This is a genomic window from Amycolatopsis acidicola, assembly GCF_007713735.2.
In the GTDB taxonomy this organism is placed as follows: Bacteria; Actinomycetota; Actinomycetes; order Mycobacteriales; family Pseudonocardiaceae; genus Amycolatopsis_E; species Amycolatopsis_E acidicola.
In genome coordinates this window covers 9,856-29,180 of sequence record NZ_VMNW02000102.1, presented here as the reverse complement: position 1 = coordinate 29,180, position 19,325 = coordinate 9,856, and the positions used below count along the sequence as shown (strand labels likewise).

The 19,325-nt window shown below is 71.8% G+C and carries 26 protein-coding genes, 1 pseudogene and 1 riboswitch; of the genes and pseudogenes, 9 read left to right on the top strand and 18 right to left on the bottom strand.

Features of this window, described 5'->3' with window-relative positions; genetic code table 11:
* Nucleotides 1-1,230 (top strand): annotated as a pseudogene (locus tag FPZ12_RS46740) (substrate-binding domain-containing protein); the annotation flags it as partial.
* On the opposite strand, the gene FPZ12_RS39215 reads toward FPZ12_RS46740, so the two are convergent.
* Nucleotides 1,231-2,061, bottom strand: a complete 831-nt coding sequence (locus tag FPZ12_RS39215; protein ID WP_144761882.1) for an aldo/keto reductase — start codon at nucleotides 2,059-2,061, stop codon at nucleotides 1,231-1,233.
* A gap of 15 nt (nucleotides 2,062-2,076) precedes the next feature.
* On the bottom strand, nucleotides 2,077-2,910 hold the full coding sequence (locus FPZ12_RS39210) for an ABC-three component system protein (protein ID WP_144761885.1): 834 nt from the start codon (nucleotides 2,908-2,910) through the stop codon (nucleotides 2,077-2,079).
* Nucleotides 2,911-3,032: 122 nt separating this feature from the next.
* Between FPZ12_RS39210 and FPZ12_RS39205 the strand changes: the two genes are divergently transcribed.
* Nucleotides 3,033-3,395, top strand: coding sequence for a nuclear transport factor 2 family protein (locus FPZ12_RS39205; protein ID WP_144761888.1), 363 nt, complete (start codon nucleotides 3,033-3,035; stop codon nucleotides 3,393-3,395).
* Nucleotides 3,396-3,543: 148 nt separating this feature from the next.
* Nucleotides 3,544-3,640, bottom strand: a riboswitch (glycine riboswitch).
* 34 nt (nucleotides 3,641-3,674) lie between these two features.
* Here FPZ12_RS39205 and FPZ12_RS39200 read toward each other — a convergent pair.
* The 7 genes from FPZ12_RS39200 to FPZ12_RS39170 form a co-directional block, all read right to left on the bottom strand.
* Nucleotides 3,675-4,241 (bottom strand): MerR family transcriptional regulator, encoded by a 567-nt coding sequence (locus FPZ12_RS39200; RefSeq protein WP_144761891.1) that lies wholly within the window; start codon nucleotides 4,239-4,241, stop codon nucleotides 3,675-3,677.
* Nucleotides 4,242-4,508: 267 nt separating this feature from the next.
* Nucleotides 4,509-4,982: a bifunctional nuclease family protein gene (locus FPZ12_RS39195; protein WP_139097318.1), complete on the bottom strand. Its 474-nt coding sequence runs from the start codon at nucleotides 4,980-4,982 to the stop codon at nucleotides 4,509-4,511.
* Nucleotides 4,983-5,199: 217 nt separating this feature from the next.
* Nucleotides 5,200-5,934: a transcriptional regulator FtsR gene (ftsR, locus tag FPZ12_RS39190; protein WP_166463056.1), complete on the bottom strand. Its 735-nt coding sequence runs from the start codon at nucleotides 5,932-5,934 to the stop codon at nucleotides 5,200-5,202.
* Entirely contained in the window at nucleotides 5,931-6,395 is a 465-nt protein-coding gene (garA, locus tag FPZ12_RS39185) for a glycogen accumulation regulator GarA (RefSeq protein WP_144761898.1), read from the bottom strand. Before garA ends, ftsR begins: the two co-directional genes overlap by 4 nt.
* Nucleotides 6,396-6,504: 109 nt before the next feature.
* Entirely contained in the window at nucleotides 6,505-6,888 is a 384-nt protein-coding gene (gene gcvH, locus FPZ12_RS39180; protein ID WP_144761901.1) for a glycine cleavage system protein GcvH, read from the bottom strand.
* A 58-nt stretch (nucleotides 6,889-6,946) separates the two neighbouring features.
* A complete protein-coding gene (gene clsA, locus FPZ12_RS39175; RefSeq protein ID WP_144761903.1) occupies nucleotides 6,947-7,591 on the bottom strand; it encodes a cardiolipin synthase ClsA in 645 nt (214 codons plus the stop codon).
* Between the two features lie 9 nt (nucleotides 7,592-7,600).
* The gene (locus tag FPZ12_RS39170; protein ID WP_144761906.1) at nucleotides 7,601-7,816 is read right to left on the bottom strand and encodes a hypothetical protein; all 216 of its coding nucleotides are present in this window, start codon (nucleotides 7,814-7,816) and stop codon (nucleotides 7,601-7,603) included.
* Between the two features lie 232 nt (nucleotides 7,817-8,048).
* Here FPZ12_RS39170 and FPZ12_RS46735 point away from each other — a divergent pair, with 232 nt between their 5' ends.
* Both FPZ12_RS46735 and FPZ12_RS39160 read left to right on the top strand, forming a co-directional pair.
* A complete protein-coding gene (locus FPZ12_RS46735) occupies nucleotides 8,049-8,552 on the top strand; it encodes a hypothetical protein (protein WP_243770254.1) in 504 nt (167 codons plus the stop codon).
* 26 nt (nucleotides 8,553-8,578) lie between these two features.
* Entirely contained in the window at nucleotides 8,579-8,974 is a 396-nt protein-coding gene (locus FPZ12_RS39160; RefSeq protein ID WP_144757838.1) for a hypothetical protein, read from the top strand.
* A gap of 2 nt (nucleotides 8,975-8,976) precedes the next feature.
* Here FPZ12_RS39160 and FPZ12_RS39155 read toward each other — a convergent pair whose 3' ends face one another.
* Nucleotides 8,977-9,807 carry a crotonase/enoyl-CoA hydratase family protein gene (locus FPZ12_RS39155; protein WP_144757839.1) on the bottom strand — a complete coding sequence of 277 codons (831 nt, stop codon included), beginning with the start codon at nucleotides 9,805-9,807 and terminating at the stop codon, nucleotides 8,977-8,979.
* A 30-nt stretch (nucleotides 9,808-9,837) separates the two neighbouring features.
* Here FPZ12_RS39155 and FPZ12_RS39150 point away from each other — a divergent pair, with 30 nt between their 5' ends.
* Entirely contained in the window at nucleotides 9,838-10,686 is an 849-nt protein-coding gene (locus tag FPZ12_RS39150) for an alpha/beta fold hydrolase (protein ID WP_144757840.1), read from the top strand.
* 55 nt (nucleotides 10,687-10,741) lie between these two features.
* Here FPZ12_RS39150 and cobA read toward each other — a convergent pair whose 3' ends face one another.
* From cobA to rpmB, 5 genes are all read right to left on the bottom strand, one after another.
* Nucleotides 10,742-11,959, bottom strand: coding sequence for a uroporphyrinogen-III C-methyltransferase (gene cobA, locus FPZ12_RS39145; protein ID WP_144757841.1), 1,218 nt, complete (start codon nucleotides 11,957-11,959; stop codon nucleotides 10,742-10,744).
* 128 nt (nucleotides 11,960-12,087) lie between these two features.
* Nucleotides 12,088-12,315 (bottom strand): 30S ribosomal protein S18, encoded by a 228-nt coding sequence (gene rpsR / locus FPZ12_RS39140; protein ID WP_144757842.1) that lies wholly within the window; start codon nucleotides 12,313-12,315, stop codon nucleotides 12,088-12,090.
* 3 nt (nucleotides 12,316-12,318) lie between these two features.
* Nucleotides 12,319-12,624 (bottom strand): 30S ribosomal protein S14, encoded by a 306-nt coding sequence (rpsN, locus tag FPZ12_RS39135; protein ID WP_144757843.1) that lies wholly within the window; start codon nucleotides 12,622-12,624, stop codon nucleotides 12,319-12,321.
* A complete protein-coding gene (rpmG, locus tag FPZ12_RS39130) occupies nucleotides 12,624-12,788 on the bottom strand; it encodes a 50S ribosomal protein L33 (protein WP_144757844.1) in 165 nt (54 codons plus the stop codon). The genes rpsN and rpmG overlap by 1 nt, the downstream gene beginning before the upstream one ends.
* Nucleotides 12,788-13,024, bottom strand: coding sequence for a 50S ribosomal protein L28 (gene rpmB, locus FPZ12_RS39125; RefSeq protein ID WP_144757845.1), 237 nt, complete (start codon nucleotides 13,022-13,024; stop codon nucleotides 12,788-12,790). Before rpmB ends, rpmG begins: the two co-directional genes overlap by 1 nt.
* A gap of 50 nt (nucleotides 13,025-13,074) precedes the next feature.
* Between rpmB and mrf the strand changes: the two genes are divergently transcribed.
* Genes mrf through FPZ12_RS39105 form a run of 4 tightly spaced genes read left to right on the top strand, consistent with a single transcriptional unit; the run spans nucleotide 13,075 to nucleotide 15,732 of the window.
* Entirely contained in the window at nucleotides 13,075-14,286 is a 1,212-nt protein-coding gene (gene mrf, locus FPZ12_RS39120; RefSeq protein ID WP_144757846.1) for a ribosome hibernation factor-recruiting GTPase MRF, read from the top strand.
* On the top strand, nucleotides 14,283-14,540 hold the full coding sequence (locus FPZ12_RS39115; protein ID WP_144757847.1) for a type B 50S ribosomal protein L31: 258 nt from the start codon (nucleotides 14,283-14,285) through the stop codon (nucleotides 14,538-14,540). Before mrf ends, FPZ12_RS39115 begins: the two co-directional genes overlap by 4 nt.
* On the top strand, nucleotides 14,540-14,698 hold the full coding sequence (gene rpmF, locus FPZ12_RS39110; protein WP_144757848.1) for a 50S ribosomal protein L32: 159 nt from the start codon (nucleotides 14,540-14,542) through the stop codon (nucleotides 14,696-14,698). Before FPZ12_RS39115 ends, rpmF begins: the two co-directional genes overlap by 1 nt.
* Nucleotides 14,695-15,732 carry a GTP-binding protein gene (locus tag FPZ12_RS39105; RefSeq protein WP_144757849.1) on the top strand — a complete coding sequence of 346 codons (1,038 nt, stop codon included), beginning with the start codon at nucleotides 14,695-14,697 and terminating at the stop codon, nucleotides 15,730-15,732. The genes rpmF and FPZ12_RS39105 overlap by 4 nt, the downstream gene beginning before the upstream one ends.
* Here FPZ12_RS39105 and FPZ12_RS39100 read toward each other — a convergent pair.
* From FPZ12_RS39100 to FPZ12_RS39090, 3 genes are read right to left on the bottom strand one after another with little or no spacing between them, the layout of a single operon-like run.
* Entirely contained in the window at nucleotides 15,662-16,717 is a 1,056-nt protein-coding gene (locus FPZ12_RS39100; RefSeq protein ID WP_144757850.1) for an ABC transporter permease, read from the bottom strand. The genes FPZ12_RS39105 and FPZ12_RS39100 overlap by 71 nt on opposite strands.
* A complete protein-coding gene (locus FPZ12_RS39095) occupies nucleotides 16,704-18,215 on the bottom strand; it encodes a sugar ABC transporter ATP-binding protein (RefSeq protein WP_144757851.1) in 1,512 nt (503 codons plus the stop codon). Before FPZ12_RS39095 ends, FPZ12_RS39100 begins: the two co-directional genes overlap by 14 nt.
* Entirely contained in the window at nucleotides 18,212-19,249 is a 1,038-nt protein-coding gene (locus FPZ12_RS39090) for an ABC transporter substrate-binding protein (RefSeq protein WP_144757852.1), read from the bottom strand. Before FPZ12_RS39090 ends, FPZ12_RS39095 begins: the two co-directional genes overlap by 4 nt.
* Between the last annotated feature and the right edge of the window lie 76 nt (nucleotides 19,250-19,325).

The following is a 19,325-nucleotide window of genomic DNA, read 5'->3' as shown; positions in this document are numbered from 1 at the left end:
CCCCCCGAGCAGTACGGGCGTGGCGATCGTCACCCCGGCCAGCGCCCCGCCACCGGCGGCTTCGGTGTGATCCCCCCGGCGAACCGCGCCGGCGGCCCGCCGCCCGTTCCGCCGCGCCAGCCCGGCCCGCCGCCCGCGGACAGCCGCCGCGGCGGCACCGGCGGCCAGCCCCGCATCCCGGCCGAACGCCGCGCCGCCGCCGACCACGCCCCGAGTGAGCGCCGCGCCGCCACGGGATCACACGCCCCCGTCGAGCGCTCCGCCGACCGCCGCAGCAGCACCGGCTTCTCCGAGCCGGTCGAACGCCCCTCCGACCGCCGCACGAGCACGGGTTTCTCCGAGTCGGTCGAGCGCCCGGCCGACCGCCGCACGGGCACCGGCTTCTCCGAGCCGGTCGAGCGCCCGGCCGACCGCCGCACGGGCACCGGCTTCTCCGAACCGGTCGAGCGCCCCGCCGACCGCCGCACCGCCACCGGCTCCCACAAGCCCGCCGAGCGACGGGACACCGGCAGCCAGGCCGCGGTCGCCACCGGGGGCCGGACCGCCACGAGCACCAAGATCCGCCCGTCGGCGGGCACCGGCACGCATCGCGCGATCAAGGCCGTCCCGGGCGCCAGCAGCTCGACCGGCACCCACCGCGCGCTGACCGCCGTCTCCGGCCGCCGCAAGATCGCGAAATGGCCCATCGTCACCGGCGTGGCCGTGGTGCTGCTCGTGGTCGGCCTGCTCGGCTGGGGGTGGGCGAACAACGTCCTCAACAGCCGCGCCGAAGCGCAGGCGAACGCGTGCACCGACGGCACCTCGACGCTCAAGGTCGTGGTCACCCCCAGCATCGAGAAGCCCGTCACCGCGGCCGCGACGCGCTGGAACCAGGCCAGCACCGTCGTGCACGCGCACTGCGTGCACATCGACGTCCGCTCCGCGCCCTCGCAGCAGGTGCTCGACGCGCTGACCGGCAAAACCAGCACCGACGCGATCGGCGGTTTCCCCGCCGCGTGGATTCCCGAGAACAGCTTCTGGATCAGCCAGCTGCAGACGGCCAACGCCGGGTTGATCGGCTCGCCCGCCGAGCCCGTGGCGTCCCAGACCTCCGCCGACTACCCGTTCCTCGGGCTCGGCGGCGCGAACGTGGACGACATCCAGGCCCGCGCCGCGCAGGTGTTCCGGGACTACCTCCGGGATCCGGCGCAGCGGGACATCTTCACCGGCACCGGGCTGACGCCGGCCTGATCACGCGAGGTTGAAGGTGTCCGGGTCCGGCCCGGTCCGCTTGCCGGCGTCGAGCTCGCCGAGCTCGGCCACGTCGTCGGTGGCGAGCTCGAAGTCGAACACCCCGAAGTTCTCGGCGATCCGGGACGGGGTGGCCGACTTCGGGATCACCACGGTGCCCCGCTGAAGATGCCAGCGCAGCACGATCTGGGCCGGGGACTTGCCGTACTTGTCGGCCAGCCCGGCGATCATCTCGTCGCCCAGTACCGCGCCCTGGCCGAGCGGGCTCCACGCCTCGGTGGCGATGCCGTGCTCGGCGTGGAAGGCGCGCAGATCTCCTTGCTGCAGATAGGGGTGCAGCTCGATCTGGTTGACCGCGGGCACGATGTCCGTCCGCGCGAGCAGCTCCCGCAGGTGCGCGATCTCGAAGTTGGACACGCCGATCGCGCGGACACGGCCGTCGGCATACAGCTTCTCGAACGCGCGCCAGGTGTCCACCGCCGTGCCGCGCGCGGGCAGCGGCCAGTGGATCAGGTACAGGTCCAGGTAGTCCAGCCCGAGCTTCGCCATGCTCGCGTCGAAGGCGCGCAGCGTGGCGTCATAGCCGTGGTCGGAGTTCCAGAGCTTCGTGGTGACGAACAGTTCCTCGCGCGGCAGCCCGGCGGCCCGCAGGGCCTCGCCGACCCCGGCCTCGTTCCGGTAGGCGGCCGCGGTGTCGATGCTGCGGTATCCGGTCTCCAACGCGGTCTGGACCACCTGCGCGGTGTCCTCCGCCGGCACCTGGTAGACGCCGAAACCCAGCTGCGGGATCGCGACGCCGTTGTTGAGGGTCAGGTCGGGAGCGGTGGTCATCTTCCTCGGCGTTCCTTACGTCGGGACTGGCTCGGTGTGCTCGGCCCCGATCCTGCCAGCCGCCACCCACCGGCGCAGGTACGCCCCCGTCGCTTCGTCCGCCGGGTAGAAGGACTCGATCGCCAGCTCCGACAGCGTCACGTCGAGCGGCGCGCCGAACGTCGCGACGGTCGAGAAGAAGGACAGCTCCGCGTCCCCGTGCCGGATCCGCAGCGGGACGAAGATCTCACCACGGCCCGGGATTTGCCCTTCCGGCTCGGGTTCCGCGCACGGGTACGCGCGCATTTCTTCCAGCAGCGCGGTCAGTTCCGGATCGGCCGTGGACTCGACCTGCCGCCGCAGCCGGGCCAGCAGATCGGCCCGCCACTCCCCCGGGTTGAGCACGCGCGGCGAGATCCCGTCCGGGTGCAGCGCGAGCCGCAGCACGTTCGCGGGCTCGGCGAGCAGCGCGGGTGCCGCGCCCTCGGTCAGGATCGCGGTGCTTCCGTTGGCGTCCACCAGGTTCCAGTACCGGTCGACGACGACGGCCGGGTACGGTTCGTGGCCGGCCAGCACCTGGCGCACCGCGGCGCGGGCCGCGCCGAGATCCGGATCGGCGAGCTTCCGTTCCTGGTACGCGGGCGCGTAGCCGGCGGCGAGCAGCAGCTGGTTCTGTTCCCGCAGCGGCACTTCGAGGTGTTCACCGAGTCTTAACACCATCGCGCGGCTCGGGGTGGCGCGCCCGGTTTCGACGAAGCTCAGGTGCCGGGTGGAGATCTCGGCGGAGATCGACAGGTCGAGCTGGCTCAGCCGCCGCCGCTCGCGCCACTGCCGCAGCAGCTCGCCCACCGGGCGCTGGATCGTCGTCATGGCACGAAACTACGGGCCCGCGCGGCATCGCCGCCATTACCCGGCACGTAATCGACACGCCTGCCCGGCGCGGGCCATCGTTGCGGCACCCCAACGGAAAACCGACCAAGGGAGCAGGAACGATGACCGACTTCACCGCCGTGGCAGGCCGTTACCTCGACGCCTGGAACGAGGCCGACCCGGCCAAACGGCGCGAGATCGTCGAAGAGGTGTTCACCGCCGACGGGACCTACACCGACCCGCTCGGCGCGGTCCGCGGGCACGAAGGGATCGACGGGTTCATCGCCGGGGCGCAGCAGCAGTTCGCGGGACTGCGGTTCAGCCTCGGCGGCCCCGTGGACGGGCATCACGACATCGCCCGGTTCCAGTGGCATCTCGCGCCCGAGGGCGCGGCCGAACCGCTGGCGATCGGATTCGACGTGATCAGCGTCGCGGACGGCAAAATCCGTCAGGTGCAAGGATTCCTGGACAAGATGCCCGGTTGAGGCGGCTTGCCCCGGCACCCTCGGGTGCCGGGGCCTCCCCACTCTGTCCATGCCGTGAAGGCGCCTGAGAGGTTCACCCGGTTGTCGTTCGGGCTTGCACCGTCGGCGGGGTCCCGGGTCGTGGCCTGGACCCACTTTCCAGAGGCGTCTCGTCCGCGCGGTCCGGGTGCCTGAGAGGTTCCGGGGAGGGTTTGCTCCTTCGGCGCCGGACCCGGGTGGGGGCCGGACTCTCCCGCGCGGCTTCGGCGACCGCGATGATCAGCGTACCCGCCGGTAATTTCAGCCCGTGCGGCGGGCGTTGCGCCGCTGGGTCAGCTCGTCCGGCACGACCGGTTCGAGCTCGCCGCCGTCGGCCCGCTCCGCCGGGAACTCGTGGATGGTGCCGGTGATCTCGGCCATCGGCACCTTCACCGCGATGCCGAACACGCCCTGCCCGCCCTGCAGTAAATCGACGATCTCCTCGGGCGAGGTGCACTCGTAGACGGTGGTGCCGTCCGAGACCAGGGTGACCTTCGCCAGATCGTCCATGCCGCGGGCACGCAGGTAGTCCACCGCGACCCGGATGTTCTGCAGCGAGACGCCGGTGTCCAGTAAGCGCTTCACGATCTTGAGCGCCAGGATGTCCTTGAACGAGTACAGCCGCTGCGAACCCGAGCCGTGCGCGGTGCGGATGCTCGGCGCGACGAGCTTGGTGCGGGCCCAGTAGTCGAGCTGGCGGTAGGTGATCCCGGCGATCTGACAGGCCGCGGGGCCCCGGTACCCGACCAGTTCGTCAGGCAGTGACGCGTCCGGGAACAGGGCACCCTGCTCTCCGTCGACCGCCTTGACCGGCCTCTCGTCGACCACGCAAGCCTCCCCTCGCCCGGCCGGGCGGCCGGTCGGAACAAGCAACCGGATCCCGGAAGCGGGACCCCTGGTGGCAATCGCGCTGGTCGCGCATCCTCGCGGGATGCGAATCACACGGCGGCGATTTACCGCCTTCGACGGTAAGCGGACCCGCCCGGCTGGTCAACGCGACGCGCGGCGTACCTCAAGCACTTCTTGAGGCTTCCGCCGAAAGGGGCAGCGGGGACCAAACCTCGTGCCGGGGAAAACGACACGAAGAGGGGGCGATCAGGTGTCGGCGCCGCGGAAGTCCTCGGGCGACACGGAGTCGAGGAACTCGCGGAACTTCTCGACCTCGTCCTCCTGCTCGTCCGGGATGATCAGCCCGGCCTCTTCGAGCACGGAGTCCACCGCGTGGATCGGCACGCCGACCCGCAGCGCCAGCGCGACCGAGTCGCTCGGCCGCGCCGAGACCCGGATGTCGCCGTCGAAGACCAGCTCCGCGAAGAACGTGCCTTCGCGCAGGTCCGTGATCACGACCTGTTCCAGCTCGCGGCCCAGCGCCCCGATGACCTCTTTGAGCAGGTCGTGCGTGAGCGGACGGGCCGGGCGCACTCCTTGCTGCTCGAGGGCGATCGCGGTCGCCTCGACCGAGCCGATCCAGATCGGGAGGTATCGTTCGCCCTCCGTCTCCCGCAGCAACAAGATCGGCTGATTCGCGGGCAGCTCGACCCGCACGCCGACGACGCGCATCTCGCTCATCGGACTTCGCCTCCCTCTCCTGTGCGCGGGCTGCAGCGCTGCTTCGAGGATCCCGCATCGATATCGTCGACGCTACCCGTCATCTGGGCGCTGTGCTCGCTTCTGTTCCGGTGCCCGGCGGGCACGGTCCGCTTGCCGGAGTGCCAAGAACAACCGTACGGCATCCAGGGCCGCGGACAGAGTCATGAAACTGTGTCATTATCCGCCGTTCCCCTGCTCAGCCCGCGGTGACCCCGCGGATACCGGCCTTGACCAGCAACGTGTGCAGGGTGACCGAGAGCGCGGCCAATTCCCGCACCATCTCGTCCCCGCGCCCCTTGGCGTCGGCGTCGCGCTGGCGGTACACCGGGGTGACGATCTGTTCCAGCAGCCCGACCTCGCGATCCGCCGACGCGCGGAAGGCCCGCAGGTGCCGCGGCTCGATGCCGAACTCGGTCATCGCGCGCACCGTCTTGGCCACCAGCACCGCGTCCGGGTCGTAGAACCCGGCGGCGCCCGCGCGGACGAGCCCGTACTGCTCGAGCTCGCCCAGCGTCCGGACGTCGATTCCCGCCTGCTCGAGGAGTTCCTCCTGGGTCAGGCGGACTTCGCGGCCCTGGGCGAAGTCCCGGGCCGCGGGCAGTCCGTCGCCGTCCGGGGAGGACAGCGAAACCAGCTTGCGGGGCAGCCGGGCCGCGGGCGCCTCGTGGGAGTCCGCGGCGTCCAGCTGCTCCTTGATCACCTTGAGCGGCAGGTAGTGGTCCCGCTGGGCGGCCAGCACGAAGCGCAGGCGCTCCACGTCCGCCGGGGCGAACTGCCGGTAGCCGGACGGGGTCCGGCCGGGCTGCACCAGTCCCTCGGACTCGAGGAACCTGATCTTGGAGATGGTGACGTCGGGGAAGTCCGCGCGCAGCTGCGCCAGTACGGCCCCGATGCTCAACCCATCCCGCTGGGGCCGCCCGGCAGCCGTCACTGTGCCCCCTGGCCCCCGTGCCCCGGGCCGGTCAGGAAGACCAGGCGGAACTTGCCGATCTGGACCTCGTCGCCGCCGGCGAGCACGGCCTGGTCGACCGGCTCGCGGTTGACGTAGGTGCCGTTCAGGCTGCCGACGTCGATCACGACGAACTCACCGCCCTCGCGGCGGAACTCCGCGTGCCGCCGGGAAACCGTGACGTCGTCGAGGAAGATATCGCTGTCCGGGTGCCGGCCCGCGCTGGTCGTGTCGCGGTCGAGGAGGAAGCGCGAGCCCGCGTTCGGGCCGCGCTTGACCACCAGCAGCGCCGAACCGCTCGGCAGCGCGTCGACGCCCGCGACCGCGGGCTCCGGCGCAGCCGGCTCCTGAGCCTCCGCGTCCGCCAGGAAATCGGCCCGGAAGACCGAGGTCCGCTCCGGAGACTGCTCCGGGGGAACGCCGGGCCCGTCGTTCGTGCTCACCTGAGCTCTCCTCACCACTGAAGTGTTCGCTAACCGGGAAGATGTTGCTGCCCAACGTACCGTGCCTGGCCAAGGCAAAGCGGCCCGGGCTCCCCGAACCGCGCCGTGCTCAGCCCGCGATGAGGGCCTGGTACGCCTCGGCGTCGAGCAGGCCCTCGAGCGCGGCCGGGTCCCCGGCCCGGATCTCGATGAGCCAGCCCTCGCCGTAGGGGTCGCTGTTGATCAGTTCCGGGGAGTCGGCCACCCCGGTGTTCACGGCCGTGACCTCGCCGTCCACCGGCGCGTACAGCTCGGAAACGCTCTTGGTCGACTCCACCTCGCCGAAGGTCTCGCCCGCGGTGACGTGCTTGCCCACCTCGGGCAGGTCGACGAACACGACGTCGCCCAGCTGGTCCTGGGCGTACTCGGTGATCCCCACCCGGAGCGAGCCGCCGGCGGCGGTGGCCACCCACTCGTGCTCCTCGGTGTAGCGCAACTCTTCGGGAGCTGACAACGCTCGGTCCCCTTTCGGTACTCGTGCCGCGGTCGCGGCGCTGCTGCCGGCGGAAGTCTTACATCCCCGGGCCGCCGGCGGCACCCCGGACCGCGCGGACGGTCTGGATCACGTACAGCGCGCCCGACCAGAGATACAGCAGGCAGCCCCAGGTGAGGAAGGAGTACGCGATCGGGCGGGCGATCCCGGCCACGACCGAGCCGCCCTGGGTGAGCAGCAGGAAGGGGAACGCGTACATCAGCACGAAGGTCGCGGCCTTGCCGGTGTAGGTGACCTCCGGTGGCGCGAACCCGTTGCGCCGCAACACGAGCAGGCACACCCCGACGACCGCTTCGCGCAGCACGAGCGCGGCGAAGATCCACCACGGGATGATGCCGCGGATGAGGAAGGCCACGAGGGTGGCGGCGATGTAGAGCCGGTCGGCGGCCGGGTCGAGCAGCTGGCCGAGCCTGCTCATCTGGTTCAGCCAGCGGGCGAGCTTGCCGTCGAGCCAGTCGGTCAGCGCGCTGAACACCAGCACCGCCAGGGCCCAGCCGTCGGCCTGCGGCCCGAGCAGCAGCCAGAGGAAGACGGGGACCCCGGCGAGCCGGAGCAGGGAAAGGATGTTGGGGACGTTGAGCGCCTGCCGGAGCAGGGAGGGTTCCGGGCCCGGGCCGGGCTGGCCCGCGGGGGCGTCGGTCGTCTCCGGGCTGAACTCGCTCACCCGGTCACCCTAGCTGGCGCGGCGGTAGCTCCAGCCCCGGCGGCGCAGGTCGGCCCCGGTGAGGGCGAGCGGACGGCCGCGGTAGTCGGTGCCGACCCAGCGCGGCCTGCCGGCGGTGGGCTCGAGGACGTACGGGCGTCCTTGGCTCCACACCACGGAGCAGGGGGTGCAGGGCGGCTCGGGGGTATCGCAGGGCTGGGACTCGCGCTCGGTGTCGGTACTCATCGCTCTCAGACTCGACGGGGGTTGCGGGATCACGGCCGCGGTGGCGGCCGCACGTCCAGGGTGTCGCGGACGAGGCCCGGAATGTTAGCCGCTCCCGCGAGATTCACCCGCCCAGTAAGTCCCTGCCACCCTCGGTGATCGTCCATAGTGGACGACCGGCGTGTCGGCCCGGCGCGCCGGGGTCACCACGGGTAATCTTCCGCTGCCCCAGGGGAAAAGGAGGATCTCCGCGATGCGTCCGATCGCCGGGTTGCCCGGCCTGCTGGCCGCGGGCGGCGCGCTCTTGCTCGCCGCGGGGTGTTCCCAAGGCGGCGAAAGCCCGGCCGCCGCGGTCACCGCCGCCAGCCTCCCACCACCGGTTTCTTCTTCCGTGGCCCCGGTTTCGCCGTCGGCCGCCCCGTCGTCGGAGACCACCACACCGCGCTCCACCGCGCCGGAAACCACGCAGGCGCCCGTTTCCGGCGACGGCGGCTGCGGGACGGTGCGCGCCGCGAGCGGGCTGACGCTGCGAGTCGAGGACAGTTCCACCGCCGGGATGGACTGCGCCCAGGCGACGGACCTGGTCGCGCGCTTCCAGCGGCAGCTCACCGGAAAGCAGGGCCCGGACTCACGCGATCCGGTGAGCGCGACGGTGGACGGCTGGCTCTGCGTGTCCGGCCCGCCCTCGGCCCAGGGCGGCACCACATGCAGCAAACAGGACCTGACCGTCTTCGCCGGCGTCGCGGCCGGCGAGTGATCCCCTCTCCCCCAAGGAAAAGCACCGTGAAGAAGTTCCTCGCGCTCCTCCCGCTGACCGCGTCCGCGCTCGCGCTCGCCGCCTGCGCCTCTTCGCCCGCCCCGGCTCCCCCGGCGCCGGCGGACGCCGCCGCGGCCGTCATGGCGGACCCGCCCGAGGAGTCGGTCGAGTGCGGGACCGTGACCGGCACCGGGAACGCGCAGGCGAAAGTGACGGTGCGGCACGGCGAAGTCGACTGCGCGGCCGCCGCCACCCTGATGACCCGCTACTTCGCGAAGCTCACGAAGACCGACCTGTCCCGGGCCGACGGCGCGGGCCCGGTCGCGCTCGACCCGTGGACCTGCGGCAGCGACGCGGGAACGCCGCTCTCCGCCACGTGTTCCACCGAGGACGGCCGGGAGGTCGTCGCCCGGCCGTCCTGACCTCACTCCCCCTTGAACTCCGGCTTCCGGCGCTCCATGAACGCCTGCACCGCCTCGGTGAGGTCCTTGCTCGGCAGGAACGCCGAGTTCCACACCGAGACGTAGCGCAGCCCGTCGGCGATGCGCTGCTCGGTGTTCAGGGCGAGCACGTCCTTGACGCCCTGCAGCACCAGCGGCGGGTTCTCGGCCATCTCGCCGGCCAGCTCGCGGGCCGCCGCCAGGAGCGCGTCCTGGTCGGCGTAGACGTCGTTGACGAGGCCGATCTTCTCCGCGCGGGCGGCGTCGATGTCCTTGCCCGTCAAGGCGAGTTCGCGCAGGTGGCCTTCGCCGATGATGCCGGCCAGGCGCTGCAGGCTGCCGAGGTCGGCGACGATCGCGACCTTGGCTTCGCGGACGCTGAACTTGGCGTCCGCGCTGGCCAGCCGGACGTCCGCGGCGGCGATGACGTCCACGCCCCCGCCGATGCACCAGCCGGCGACCGCGGCGATGACCGGTGTCCGGCAGCGCGCCACGGCGTTCACGCTGTCCTGCAGTTTCCGGACCTCCGCGAGGAACTCGGTGCGCGGGCCCGCGAGCGAGTCCTGGCCGAGCAGGGGCGCCCAGCCGCCCATCATCGCGGGCAGGTCGAGGCCGTAGGAGAAGTTGCGGCCGCTGCCGGTCAGCACGATCGCGCGGACCCCGGGGTCCGCGTCCAGCTCGCCGAAGACCAGCGGCAGCTCGCGCCAGAAGTCGGGGCCCATCGCGTTGCCCTTGGACGGGCCGAGCAGGGTCACCTCGGCCACGGGCCCGGTGCGGTCGACTTTCAGTGCTACGAGGTCGGTCATGGCTGTCATCTTGACTGATGTCCGTGGTTTGCTGGACGCATGGCCCCGCGACACCTCGAGCTGGCCGGCTCGTTCACCTTCGAGGGCCACCGGCTGGCCTACACCGAATACGGTTCGGGTGACCGGATCGTCGTGCTCACCCACGGCATCATGTTCACCCGCCGGATGCACGCGCCGCTCGCCCGCGAACTCGCCGCGGCCGGGTTCCGGGTGATCACCCTGGACCTGCTCGGGCACGGCGAGTCCGACCGCCCTGGCGAGTCATGGCGCTACTCCATCCCGGCGTTCGGCGTGCAGGTGCGGGCGCTGCTGGACCACCTCGGCATCGAGCGCGCGGTGGTCGGCGGGACGTCGCTGGGCGCGAACGTCGCGCTGGAGGTCGCGGTCGCGGCGCCGGAGCGCGTGCGCGGCATGATCGTCGAGATGCCGGTGCTGGACAACGCGATCGTGGCCGGGCTGCTGACGTTCGCGCCGCTGCTGTTCGCCGCCCGGTTCCTGCCGTTCACTGTGGACGGTGTGGCGCTCGCGGCACGGCTGGTGCCGCACGGCAGCCAGTGGGTCGACGTCATCACCGACACGCTCGAACAGCGGCCCGCCGCGATGGCAGCGCTGCTGCACGGGGTGTTCTTCGGCCGGATCGCGCCGCCGAAGGCCGTCCGGCGGCAGATCGCGGTGCCGGCGCTGGTGATCGGGCACGAGGGCGACCCGATCCACCCCTTCGGCGACGCGGACACGCTCGCCGAGGACCTGCCGGACGCGGAGTTCATCCAGGCGCGCAGCCCGGTCGAGCTGCGCACCGATCCGGAGCGGCTGACCGCGGCGATCCTGGAGTTCGCCGAACGCTGTTACCGATCCGGCCGGCAGCAGGCGGAGACGGTCGTCGGCTGAACCGCTCGAGGAAACCCGTTTCCGCCGTGTCCGCCGCCGCTCCGGCTGAAAGCGCTTACCCCGTCCGGTCCAGGCCCGCGACGGGGCCGATCACGGTGATGGCGGGCGGGCGTACCCCGGCCGCCTTCGCCGCGCCGGCCACGGAGTCCAAAGTGGACCGGGTGACGCGCTGGGTGGCCATGGTGCCGTCCTCGATGACCGCCACCGGGGTGTCCGCCGGGCGGCCCGCGGCGAGCAGCGCGTCGGCGAACAGGCCCAGCCGCTCCACGCCCATCATCAGCACGATGGTGCCGCGCATCCGGCCGAGCGCGTCCCAGTCGACGAGCGATTTTTCGTGGCCCGGCGGGACGTGCCCGGACACGACGACGACCTCGTGCGCGACGCCGCGGTGGGTGACCGGGACGTCGGCGATCGCGGGCACGGCGAAGGCGCTGGTGATGCCGGGGACCATCGTGACCGGCACGCCCGCTTCGGCGCAGGCGATGACCTCTTCGAAGCCGCGGCCGAACAGGTACGGGTCGCCGCCTTTGAGGCGCACCACGAACTTCCCGGCCTTGGCGCGCTCGACGAGCGTGGTGTTGATGACGTCCTGGCTGGCGGCGCGGCCGTACGGGATCTTCGCGGCGTCCACGATTTCGACGTCCGGGCGCAGCTCGCCGAGCAGCTCGCGCGGGCCGAGCCGGTCGGCGACCACGACGTCGGCGCGGGCCAGCAGCCGCCGGCCCTTGACGGTGATCAGCTCCGGGTCGCCGGGGCCGCCGCCGACGAGCGCGACGCCGGGCAGCTCGCCGATCTCGGGCGCCGTCGCGTCCGAGACTTGACCGCTGTGCAACGCCTCGACGAGGTTGTCGCGCACGGCGGCGGAGCGCAGCGGCTCGCCGCCGGAGAGCACGCCGACGACGAGGCCCTCGTGCCTGCCGACGGCGGCGGTGACCGCGCTGCCCTCGGCGCCCGCGTCGGCGCGGACGCAGAAAACGCGGGCGCGCTCGGCTTCCGCGCAGATCGCGGCGTTGGTCTCGGGGTCGTTCGTGCAGGCCAGCGCGTACCAGGCACCGTCGAGGTCACCTTCGGCGTAGCGGCGCTGGTGCCAGACCAGTTCCCCCGCGTCGGCCATCGCGCTCACCGCCGGGGTGGTGTGCGGGGAAATGAGCTCGACGGCGGCACCGGCGCCGATCAGCCGGGGCAGCCGCCGCTGGGCGACGCTGCCGCCGCCGACGAGTACGACGCGCCGGCCGGCCAGGTCGAGTCCGACGAGGTAGTGGTCTTCCGCCATGGCTCCAGCATGACGGCTCAGCCGCCGGGACGCGGCCTCAGGGTTACCGGAGTGTGAGCAAGTCCGTATTGCCCGCGGGCCGGGCGCCTCCCCGGGCGTCGTGCGCCCGGGGAGGCGGCCCTGGGGCTCTACCGCTGGGTCGCGTAGGGCAGCAAGGCCATCTCGCGGGCGTTCTTGATCGCCGTCGCGACCTGTTTCTGCTGCCGCGGGGTCAGCCCGGTGACCCGCCGGGAGCGGATCTTGCCCCGGTCGGAGACGAACCGCCGCAGCAGCTCGGCGTCCTTCCAGTCCACTTCGGACACCCCGAGCGCGGTGAGCATGTTCTTGCGCCGCTTGGGGTTCTTCAGGTTCGCCATCGGTCACCAGCTCGATTTCGACACGCCGGGCAGCTCCCCGCGGTGGGCCATCTCGCGCAGCCGCACCCGGGAGAGCCCGAACTTCCGGAAGTAGCCGCGCGGCCGCCCGTCCGCGGTGTCGCGGTTGCGCAGCCGCACCGGGCTGGCGTCGCGCGGGAGCTTCTGCAGCGCCGAGACGGCCGCGGCCCGCTCCTGGGGAGTGGACCGCGGCGAAGAGACGATCCCCTTCAACTCCGCGCGCCGCTCGGCGTACCGGGCGACGACGAGACGGCGCCGCGCGTCCTTGGCGATCTTGGACTGCTTCGCCATCAGCGCTCCTCGCGGAACTCGACGTGCCGCTTGGCGACCGGGTCGTACTTGCGCAGCACCACGCGGTCCGGGTCGTTGCGCCGGTTCTTGCGGGTCACGTAGGTGTACCCGGTGCCGGCCGTGGACCGCAGCTTGATGACCGGCCGTACCTCGTTGCGTGCCATTACAGCTTCACTCCCTTCCCGCGCAGCTCCGCGGCCACCGCCTCGATGCCGCGTTTGTCGATCGTCTTGATGCCCTTCGCCGAAACCCGCAGCCGGACCCAGCGGCCCTCGCTGGCGAGCCAGTACCTGCGGGTCTGCAGGTTCGGCTCCCAGCGCCGCGAGGTGCGGCGGTGCGAGTGCGAGACCTGTTTGCCGTAGCCCGGTTTGCGCCCGGTGACCTGGCACACCGCCGACACGCGCCCTCCTAGTTGCTATTGGTTTTCATTTTCATCTAACGTACACGGGTGTGAAACCCTTCCCGGCCGGCACCCCGCGGGTGCCCCTCACCCTGATCAGCGGCCTGGACCCGGCCGCGAACGAACGGCTGGCCCGGCAGTTGCGCGCCCCGGGCACCGCCGTCGTGCACCACAACCTGCGCGAGATCACGTCCGGCGTCGTGCACCGGCGGATCCAGCTGGACCAGCGCGACGAGGTGACGACGCTCGAGCTCGCGCACGGCTGCGTTTCGTGCACCCTGCGCGAGGACCTGCTGCCGTTGCTGCGCAGGCTCAGCCGGATGCCGCAAGTGCGGCGGATCCTGGTCCGGCTCGACGAATCGATGGAGCCGGAGCCGGTCAGCTGGGCGCTGCACCACGTGCTCGTCGGCGACCACGCCGTGATCGAGGACGTCGAGATCGAGGCAGTGCTGACGACCCTGAACTGTGCGACCTGGCTGGCCGACGCCACCGGCGACGACACCCTCGCCGAACGCGGGCGCCAGGCCAGCCCGGAAGACGAGCGGACCGTCGCCCAGGTCGCGCTGTCGCAGGTGGAGTTCGCGGACGCGCTGGTGCTCACCGGCGCCGCGACCGACGCCTGGAACGCCGCGAAGACGCTCGCCGTGCTCGACCGGGTGGCCCCGTCCGCGCCGCGGGTCGATCTGTCCGAAGTGGACGGACTACGGCTGCCCGGCCACGCCCGGCGCGGCGAAGTCACCGACCTGCACGGACCGCTGCTCACCGGCGAACCCCCGCTGCACACCGACTGCGGCATCTCGGTGCTGCTGTTCACCGCGCGGCGCCCGTTCCACCCTGAGCGCCTGCACGAGGCGATCGACGTGCTGCTCGACGGAGTCGTGCGCACGCGCGGCCGCGCCTGGGTCGCGACGCAGCCGGATCTCGCGCTGTGGATCGAATCCGCGGGCGGCGGGCTCGGTGTCGGGCACGCCGGGCCGTGGCTCGATTCGCCCGCCGGGCCCGGCTGGGACGAGGTCTCGGCCGAGCGGCGCACGCTCGCTTCCCTGCGCTGGGACCCGGTGTTCGGCGACCGGGCGCAGGAGATGGTCGTGGTCACCGACCGGGCGACCCCGGAGGAGGTCGAGTCCGCGCTGCGCGGCGCGCTGCTGACCGATCAGGAGCTCGCCGCGGGTCAAGCGACGTGGGCCGGGTACCCGGATCCCTTCGCCGAATGGCACGAGGAACTGGAAGAAGAAGTCACCACAGGAAAGGAAAACCCGTGAAACCCGGCATCCATCCCGACTACCATCCGGTGGTCTTCAAGGACACCGCGACCGGCGACGCGTTCCTCACGCGTTCGACCGTCACCTCCGACCGCACGATCGAATGGAGCGACGGCGCCACGTACCCGCTGGTGCTGGTGGACATCAGCGCGTGGTCGCATCCGTTCTGGACCGGCGCCCGCCGGATCATGGACACCGCCGGCCAGGTGGAGAAGTTCCACCGCCGCTACGGCGAGCGGGGAGGGCGCCGGTAATGGCCGTGCCCAAGCGCAAGACATCGCGCGCGAACACGCGCACCCGCCGTTCGCGGTGGAAGGCCCAGGCACCCGACCTGGTCCCGATCATCGTGGACGGCGAGCGGAAACTGGTGCCGCGCAAGCTGATCCGGCATTTCCAGGAAGACCGGCGGTGACCCCGGTCCCGGCCACGGTGCTGTCCGGCTTCCTCGGCGCGGGCAAGACGACGCTGCTCAACCACGTGCTGGCGAACACCGGGGGCCTGCGCGTGGCGGTCATCGTGAACGACATGAGCGAGATCAACATCGACGCGACGCTCGTGCGTACGCGGGAGCGGCTGGTCGAGCTGAGCAACGGCTGCATCTGCTGCACGCTGCGCGAGGACCTGCTGGAGGAGGTCGACCGGCTCTGCCGCGAGGGCCGGTTCGACTACCTGCTGATCGAGTCGAGCGGGATCTCCGAGCCGATGCCGGTGGCCGCCGCGTTCACGTTCCTCGACCGGGCCCGCCTCGACACCACGGTCACCGTCGTGGACGCGGTGAACTTCGGCCGCGAGCTGGCGGCCGGGGACTCCCTCGTCCAGCGGCGCCTGGACCAGTACGAGGACGACGAGCGCACGATCAGCGACCTGCTGGTCGACCAGATCGAGTTCGCGGATGTGGTGCTGCTGAACAAAAGCGACCTCGTCGGCGAGGCGGAACTGGACCGGCTCACCGCCGTGGTGCGGCGGCTGAACCCGGCCGCGGAGGTCCTGCCCGCCCAGTACGGCCGGGTTCCGGTGCACCAGGTGCTGGGCACCGGCCGCTACGACGTCGAACGCGCGCAGGAAGCGCCGGGCTGGGTGCGGGAGCTCAACGGTGACCACGTGCCGGAGACCGAGGAGTACGGGATCTCCAGCCTGGTCTTCCGCGCCGACCGGCCGTTCGAGCCGGGCCGGCTGTGGCGGCTGGTCACCGGACTGGACTCCGGCGAGTTCGGGAACGTGCTGCGCTCCAAGGGGTTCTTCTCGCTGGTGTCACGACCGGGCGTGACCGGGCTGTGGTCGCAGGCAGGCCCGGTCGCCCGGTTCGAGCCCTACGGCACCGGGCCCGCCGCGCAGGAGCTCGTGTTCATCGGCACCGGACTGGACAAGGTGGCGCTCACCCGGGCGCTGGAGTCGTGCCTGACGGAGGATCCGTTTCCGGAATGGGCTGTGGCTCACGCGCACTGAGCCTGCCTTGGAGCTGGTCGAACGCGACCGCGAGCAGGATCAGCACGCCGATCGCGATCTGCAGGTAGAAGGAGTTGATGCCCAGCAGGTTGCCGCCGTTGTTCAGGGTGGAGGTGATCAGCGCGCCGGCCGCGGCGCCGATCGCGCTGCCCTTCGCCCCGAACAGGCTGGCCCCGCCGATCACGCACGCGGCGATGGCGTCCAGCTCGTAGGACTCCCCCGCCGTCGGCACCCCGGCGCCGAGGCGGGACGCGAGCAGGACGCCGGCCAGCCCGGCCAGCAGCCCCGACATCGCGTACACCGTCACGAGCACGCGCGGCACCGGCACGCCGGACAGCCGCGCGGACTCGGCGTTGGAGCCCGCCGCGTAGACGTACCGGCCGAAAACGGTGCGGCGCAACAGGAATCCGGCGAGAATGATCACCACCACGGTGATGATCAGCAGGTTGGGCAAGCCGCCGACGGTGTCGTTCGCGATGGCGCCGAACGAGTCCGGCAGCGGCTGGATGGTGTTGGCGTCGGTGATCACGAGGGTGAGCCCGCGCGCCGCGCCCATCATCCCGAGCGTGACGATGAACGGCGGCAGCTTCGCGTAGGCGACGAGCGCGCCGTTGACGACGCCCACGGCGGCGCCGACCAGGACCGCCAGCACCATGGCCACCGGCACCGGGAACCCGGCGACCAGCAGCTGCGCCACGACCGCGCCGGTGAGCCCGACGACGGAGCCGACGGACAGGTCGATGCCCTTGGTCAGGATCACCAGCAGCTCGCCGATCGCGATGATCCCGAACACCGCCCACTGCCGGGACAGGTTCGCCAGATTGCCGCTGGTCAGGAAACTGTCGCTGGCGAGGGCGAGCGCGCCGAACAGGATGACGAGCACGACCAGCCCGCCGCCCTCGCGGCCGACGGCCTCGCTCCACCCGATCACGCGCGGCCGGTGGCGCAGTTCGCTTTCGCGGACGACGAGATTACGCAGCGCCATTGGCCCTCCCCGTGCTCGCGAGCGTGAGCAGTCCCTCTTCGGTCGCCTCGGCCGCCGGGACGTCGCCGACGACCGCGCCCCGGCGCAGCACGACGATCCGGTCCACCAGGCCGAGCAGCTCCGGCAGGTACGAAGACACGACGACCACGGCGAACCCGCGCGCGGCGAGGTCGCCGATCAGCGTGTACAGCTCGGCTTTCGCGCCGACGTCGACGCCTTTGGTCGGCTCGTCGAACAGCAGCACCCGCACGTCGGTCACCAGCCAGCGCGCCAGCAGGACCTTCTGCTGGTTGCCCCCGGACAGTGTGGACACCGGCTGGTCGTAGGAGCCGGCCCGCAGGCGCAGGCTGTCCAGGACCGAGTCGACCCGTTCGGCTTCGCGGCGCCGGGACATCAGGCCGCGCTTGCCGATCGCGGTGAGGCTGGCGACCGAGACGTTGTCGCGGATGGTCAGCTCGGGCAGCAGGCCGAGCTCCTTGCGGTCCTCCGACAGCAGCCCGATCCCGGCGCGGACGGCGTCGCGCGGGCGCCCGGTGGGCACGGGTTTTCCTTCCACCTCAACGGTTCCGGCGAGGGGGCGGTCGGCGCCGAAGATCGCGCGCAGCAGCTCGCTGCGGCCCGCGCCGAGCAGCCCGGCGATGCCGACGATCTCGCCCGCGCGCACGTCGAGGTCCACGGCGTGCGCGCTGCCGGGCGGGCGCAGTCCGCGCACTTTCAGCAGCGGGGCGGCGCTTTCCGACCGGCCGGCCGCCGCCGGGTACAGCTCCTCGACGTCGCGGCCGACCATCGCGGAGATCAGGGAGTCCTCGGTGAACTCGTGCATCGCGCCGGTGCGGGTGACGGCGCCGTCGCGGAGCACGGTCACGCGGTCGCCGATCTCGAACATCTCCTCCAGCCGGTGGCTGACGTAGAGCACGGCGACGCCTTCGTCGCGCAGCCCGGTTATCCGGCGCAGCAACGCTTCCGCCTCCGCTCCGGACAGCGCGGTGGTGGGCTCGTCGAAGATCAGCACGCGCGGGTCGTCGCCGAGCACCTTCGCGATCTCGACCAATTGCCTTGTGGCGGCGGGGAAAGCGGCGACCGGGACGGCGGTGTCGAGATCTTCGAGGCCGACCCGGGCGAGCTTCGCGCGCGCCTGATCGCGCAGCGAGCGGCGGTCGAGGATTCCCGAGCGGGCGGGCAGGCGTCCCATGAGGAGGTTCTCCGCGACGGACAGGTCCGGCAGGAGGCTCAGTTCCTGGTACACCGCACCGATTCCGGCGACGCGGGCGGCGGCGGGGGTGAGCGTGTGCGGCATCGGCGTGCCGTCCACCCGGTACTCCCCCGCGTCGCGTTTGAGCGCCCCGGTGAGGATGCGGATCAAAGTGGACTTGCCCGCTCCGTTCTCCCCCGCGAGGCAGTGGACTTCGCCCGCGCGCAGCGCCAGCGACACCCCGTCCAGCGCGCGCACGCCGCGGAATGCCTTACGCAGCCCGGAAATCTCCACCAGCGCCGTCATTGGCTGGCCTGCGCCGTCGGCGGGTTCAGGAGGTCCTTCACCGACGGCTCGTTCATGTTCGACTGGTCGGCGAGCACCGCGCCGGGGTCGAGGTTGACCGGGACCTTCGCGCCCGTGCTGACCGCGATCGCCTCGGTGACGCCCTGGTAGCCGAAGAAGTAGGGGTTCTGCACGACGAGGCTGTCGATGGAGCCGTCCGCGAGCGCGGCGTTCTCCTGCGGGTCGGAGTCGAACGCGACGACGGGCAGCGTCGCGGCGCGGCCGGTGTCCTTGATCGCGCGGGCGACGCCGTTGCCGGACATGTTGTTGGCCGCGAAGACCCCGACCAGGTCCGGCACCGCGCCGAGCGCGTCATTGGCCTGGTTCGCGGCGGTGTTGATGTCGTTGTTGTTGAAGCGTTCCTGCCAGACCGTGATGCCGGGGCAGGTGGCGGCGAGGCCCTGACGGAACCCCTTCGCCCGGTCGCCGAGCGCCTGGACGCCGGCGACGGCGTTCTCCAGCAGCACCTTGCCGGTGGTCTTGCCCTGGGCGCTGATCAGCTGGCACAGGCGCTGGCCTGCCTGCTCGCCGGCGCGGAGGTTGTTGGTGCCGATGAACGCCTCGTTAGCGGTGGTGACCGTGCCGTCCACGGTGATCACCTTGATCCCGGCCTGGCGGGCCCGGTCGATCACCTGGTTCAGCGCGCTCTCGGAGTTGGCCGCGAGCACGATCGCGTTGACGCCGCGGGAGATCGAGTTCTCCACGAGCTGCACCTGCTCGTTGACGTCGGTCTCGGAGGTGGGGCCGAACCGGCCGACCTCGACCCCGAAATCGTCGCCCGCCTTTTGCGCGCCCGCGAACATGCTCTGCCAGAACGAGGAGTCGGTGGCCTTGACGATCACGTCGACCCGCAGCCCCGAAGCCTTGCCCGGCCCGGCATTGCCCGCCGGGCCGCCGCCCGAGGCGGCCTTGCCGATGACCAGGCCCACCACCAGGGCCAGGACCACCCCGGCGACCAGCAACGGGGTGGAGAACAGCACCCGGTTCCGCGCCATCTTCGCCGCCTCTCAGCTCTGAGCGGACTGTGGGCGGAACGTAGCACCGTGAAGCGGGAGGGATCAAGTAAACGAT

Coding starts and splice junctions, on each gene's coding strand:
- FPZ12_RS39215 (WP_144761882.1), bottom strand. CDS start 2,061: ATGACCACCGCTCCCGACCTGACCCTCAACAACGGCGTCGCGATCCCG.
- FPZ12_RS39210 (WP_144761885.1), bottom strand. CDS start 2,910: ATGACGACGATCCAGCGCCCGGTGGGCGAGCTGCTGCGGCAGTGGCGC.
- FPZ12_RS39205 (WP_144761888.1), top strand. CDS start 3,033: ATGACCGACTTCACCGCCGTGGCAGGCCGTTACCTCGACGCCTGGAAC.
- FPZ12_RS39195 (WP_139097318.1), bottom strand. CDS start 4,982: ATGAGCGAGATGCGCGTCGTCGGCGTGCGGGTCGAGCTGCCCGCGAAT.
- FPZ12_RS39170 (WP_144761906.1), bottom strand. CDS start 7,816: ATGAGTACCGACACCGAGCGCGAGTCCCAGCCCTGCGATACCCCCGAG.
- FPZ12_RS46735 (WP_243770254.1), top strand. CDS start 8,049: ATGCGTCCGATCGCCGGGTTGCCCGGCCTGCTGGCCGCGGGCGGCGCG.
- FPZ12_RS39155 (WP_144757839.1), bottom strand. CDS start 9,807: ATGACAGCCATGACCGACCTCGTAGCACTGAAAGTCGACCGCACCGGG.
- FPZ12_RS39150 (WP_144757840.1), top strand. CDS start 9,838: ATGGCCCCGCGACACCTCGAGCTGGCCGGCTCGTTCACCTTCGAGGGC.
- cobA (WP_144757841.1), bottom strand. CDS start 11,959: ATGGCGGAAGACCACTACCTCGTCGGACTCGACCTGGCCGGCCGGCGC.
- rpsR (WP_144757842.1), bottom strand. CDS start 12,315: ATGGCGAACCTGAAGAACCCCAAGCGGCGCAAGAACATGCTCACCGCG.
- rpsN (WP_144757843.1), bottom strand. CDS start 12,624: ATGGCGAAGCAGTCCAAGATCGCCAAGGACGCGCGGCGCCGTCTCGTC.
- rpmG (WP_144757844.1), bottom strand. CDS start 12,788: ATGGCACGCAACGAGGTACGGCCGGTCATCAAGCTGCGGTCCACGGCC.
- rpmF (WP_144757848.1), top strand. CDS start 14,540: ATGGCCGTGCCCAAGCGCAAGACATCGCGCGCGAACACGCGCACCCGC.
- FPZ12_RS39100 (WP_144757850.1), bottom strand. CDS start 16,717: ATGGCGCTGCGTAATCTCGTCGTCCGCGAAAGCGAACTGCGCCACCGG.
- FPZ12_RS39095 (WP_144757851.1), bottom strand. CDS start 18,215: ATGACGGCGCTGGTGGAGATTTCCGGGCTGCGTAAGGCATTCCGCGGC.
- FPZ12_RS39090 (WP_144757852.1), bottom strand. CDS start 19,249: ATGGCGCGGAACCGGGTGCTGTTCTCCACCCCGTTGCTGGTCGCCGGG.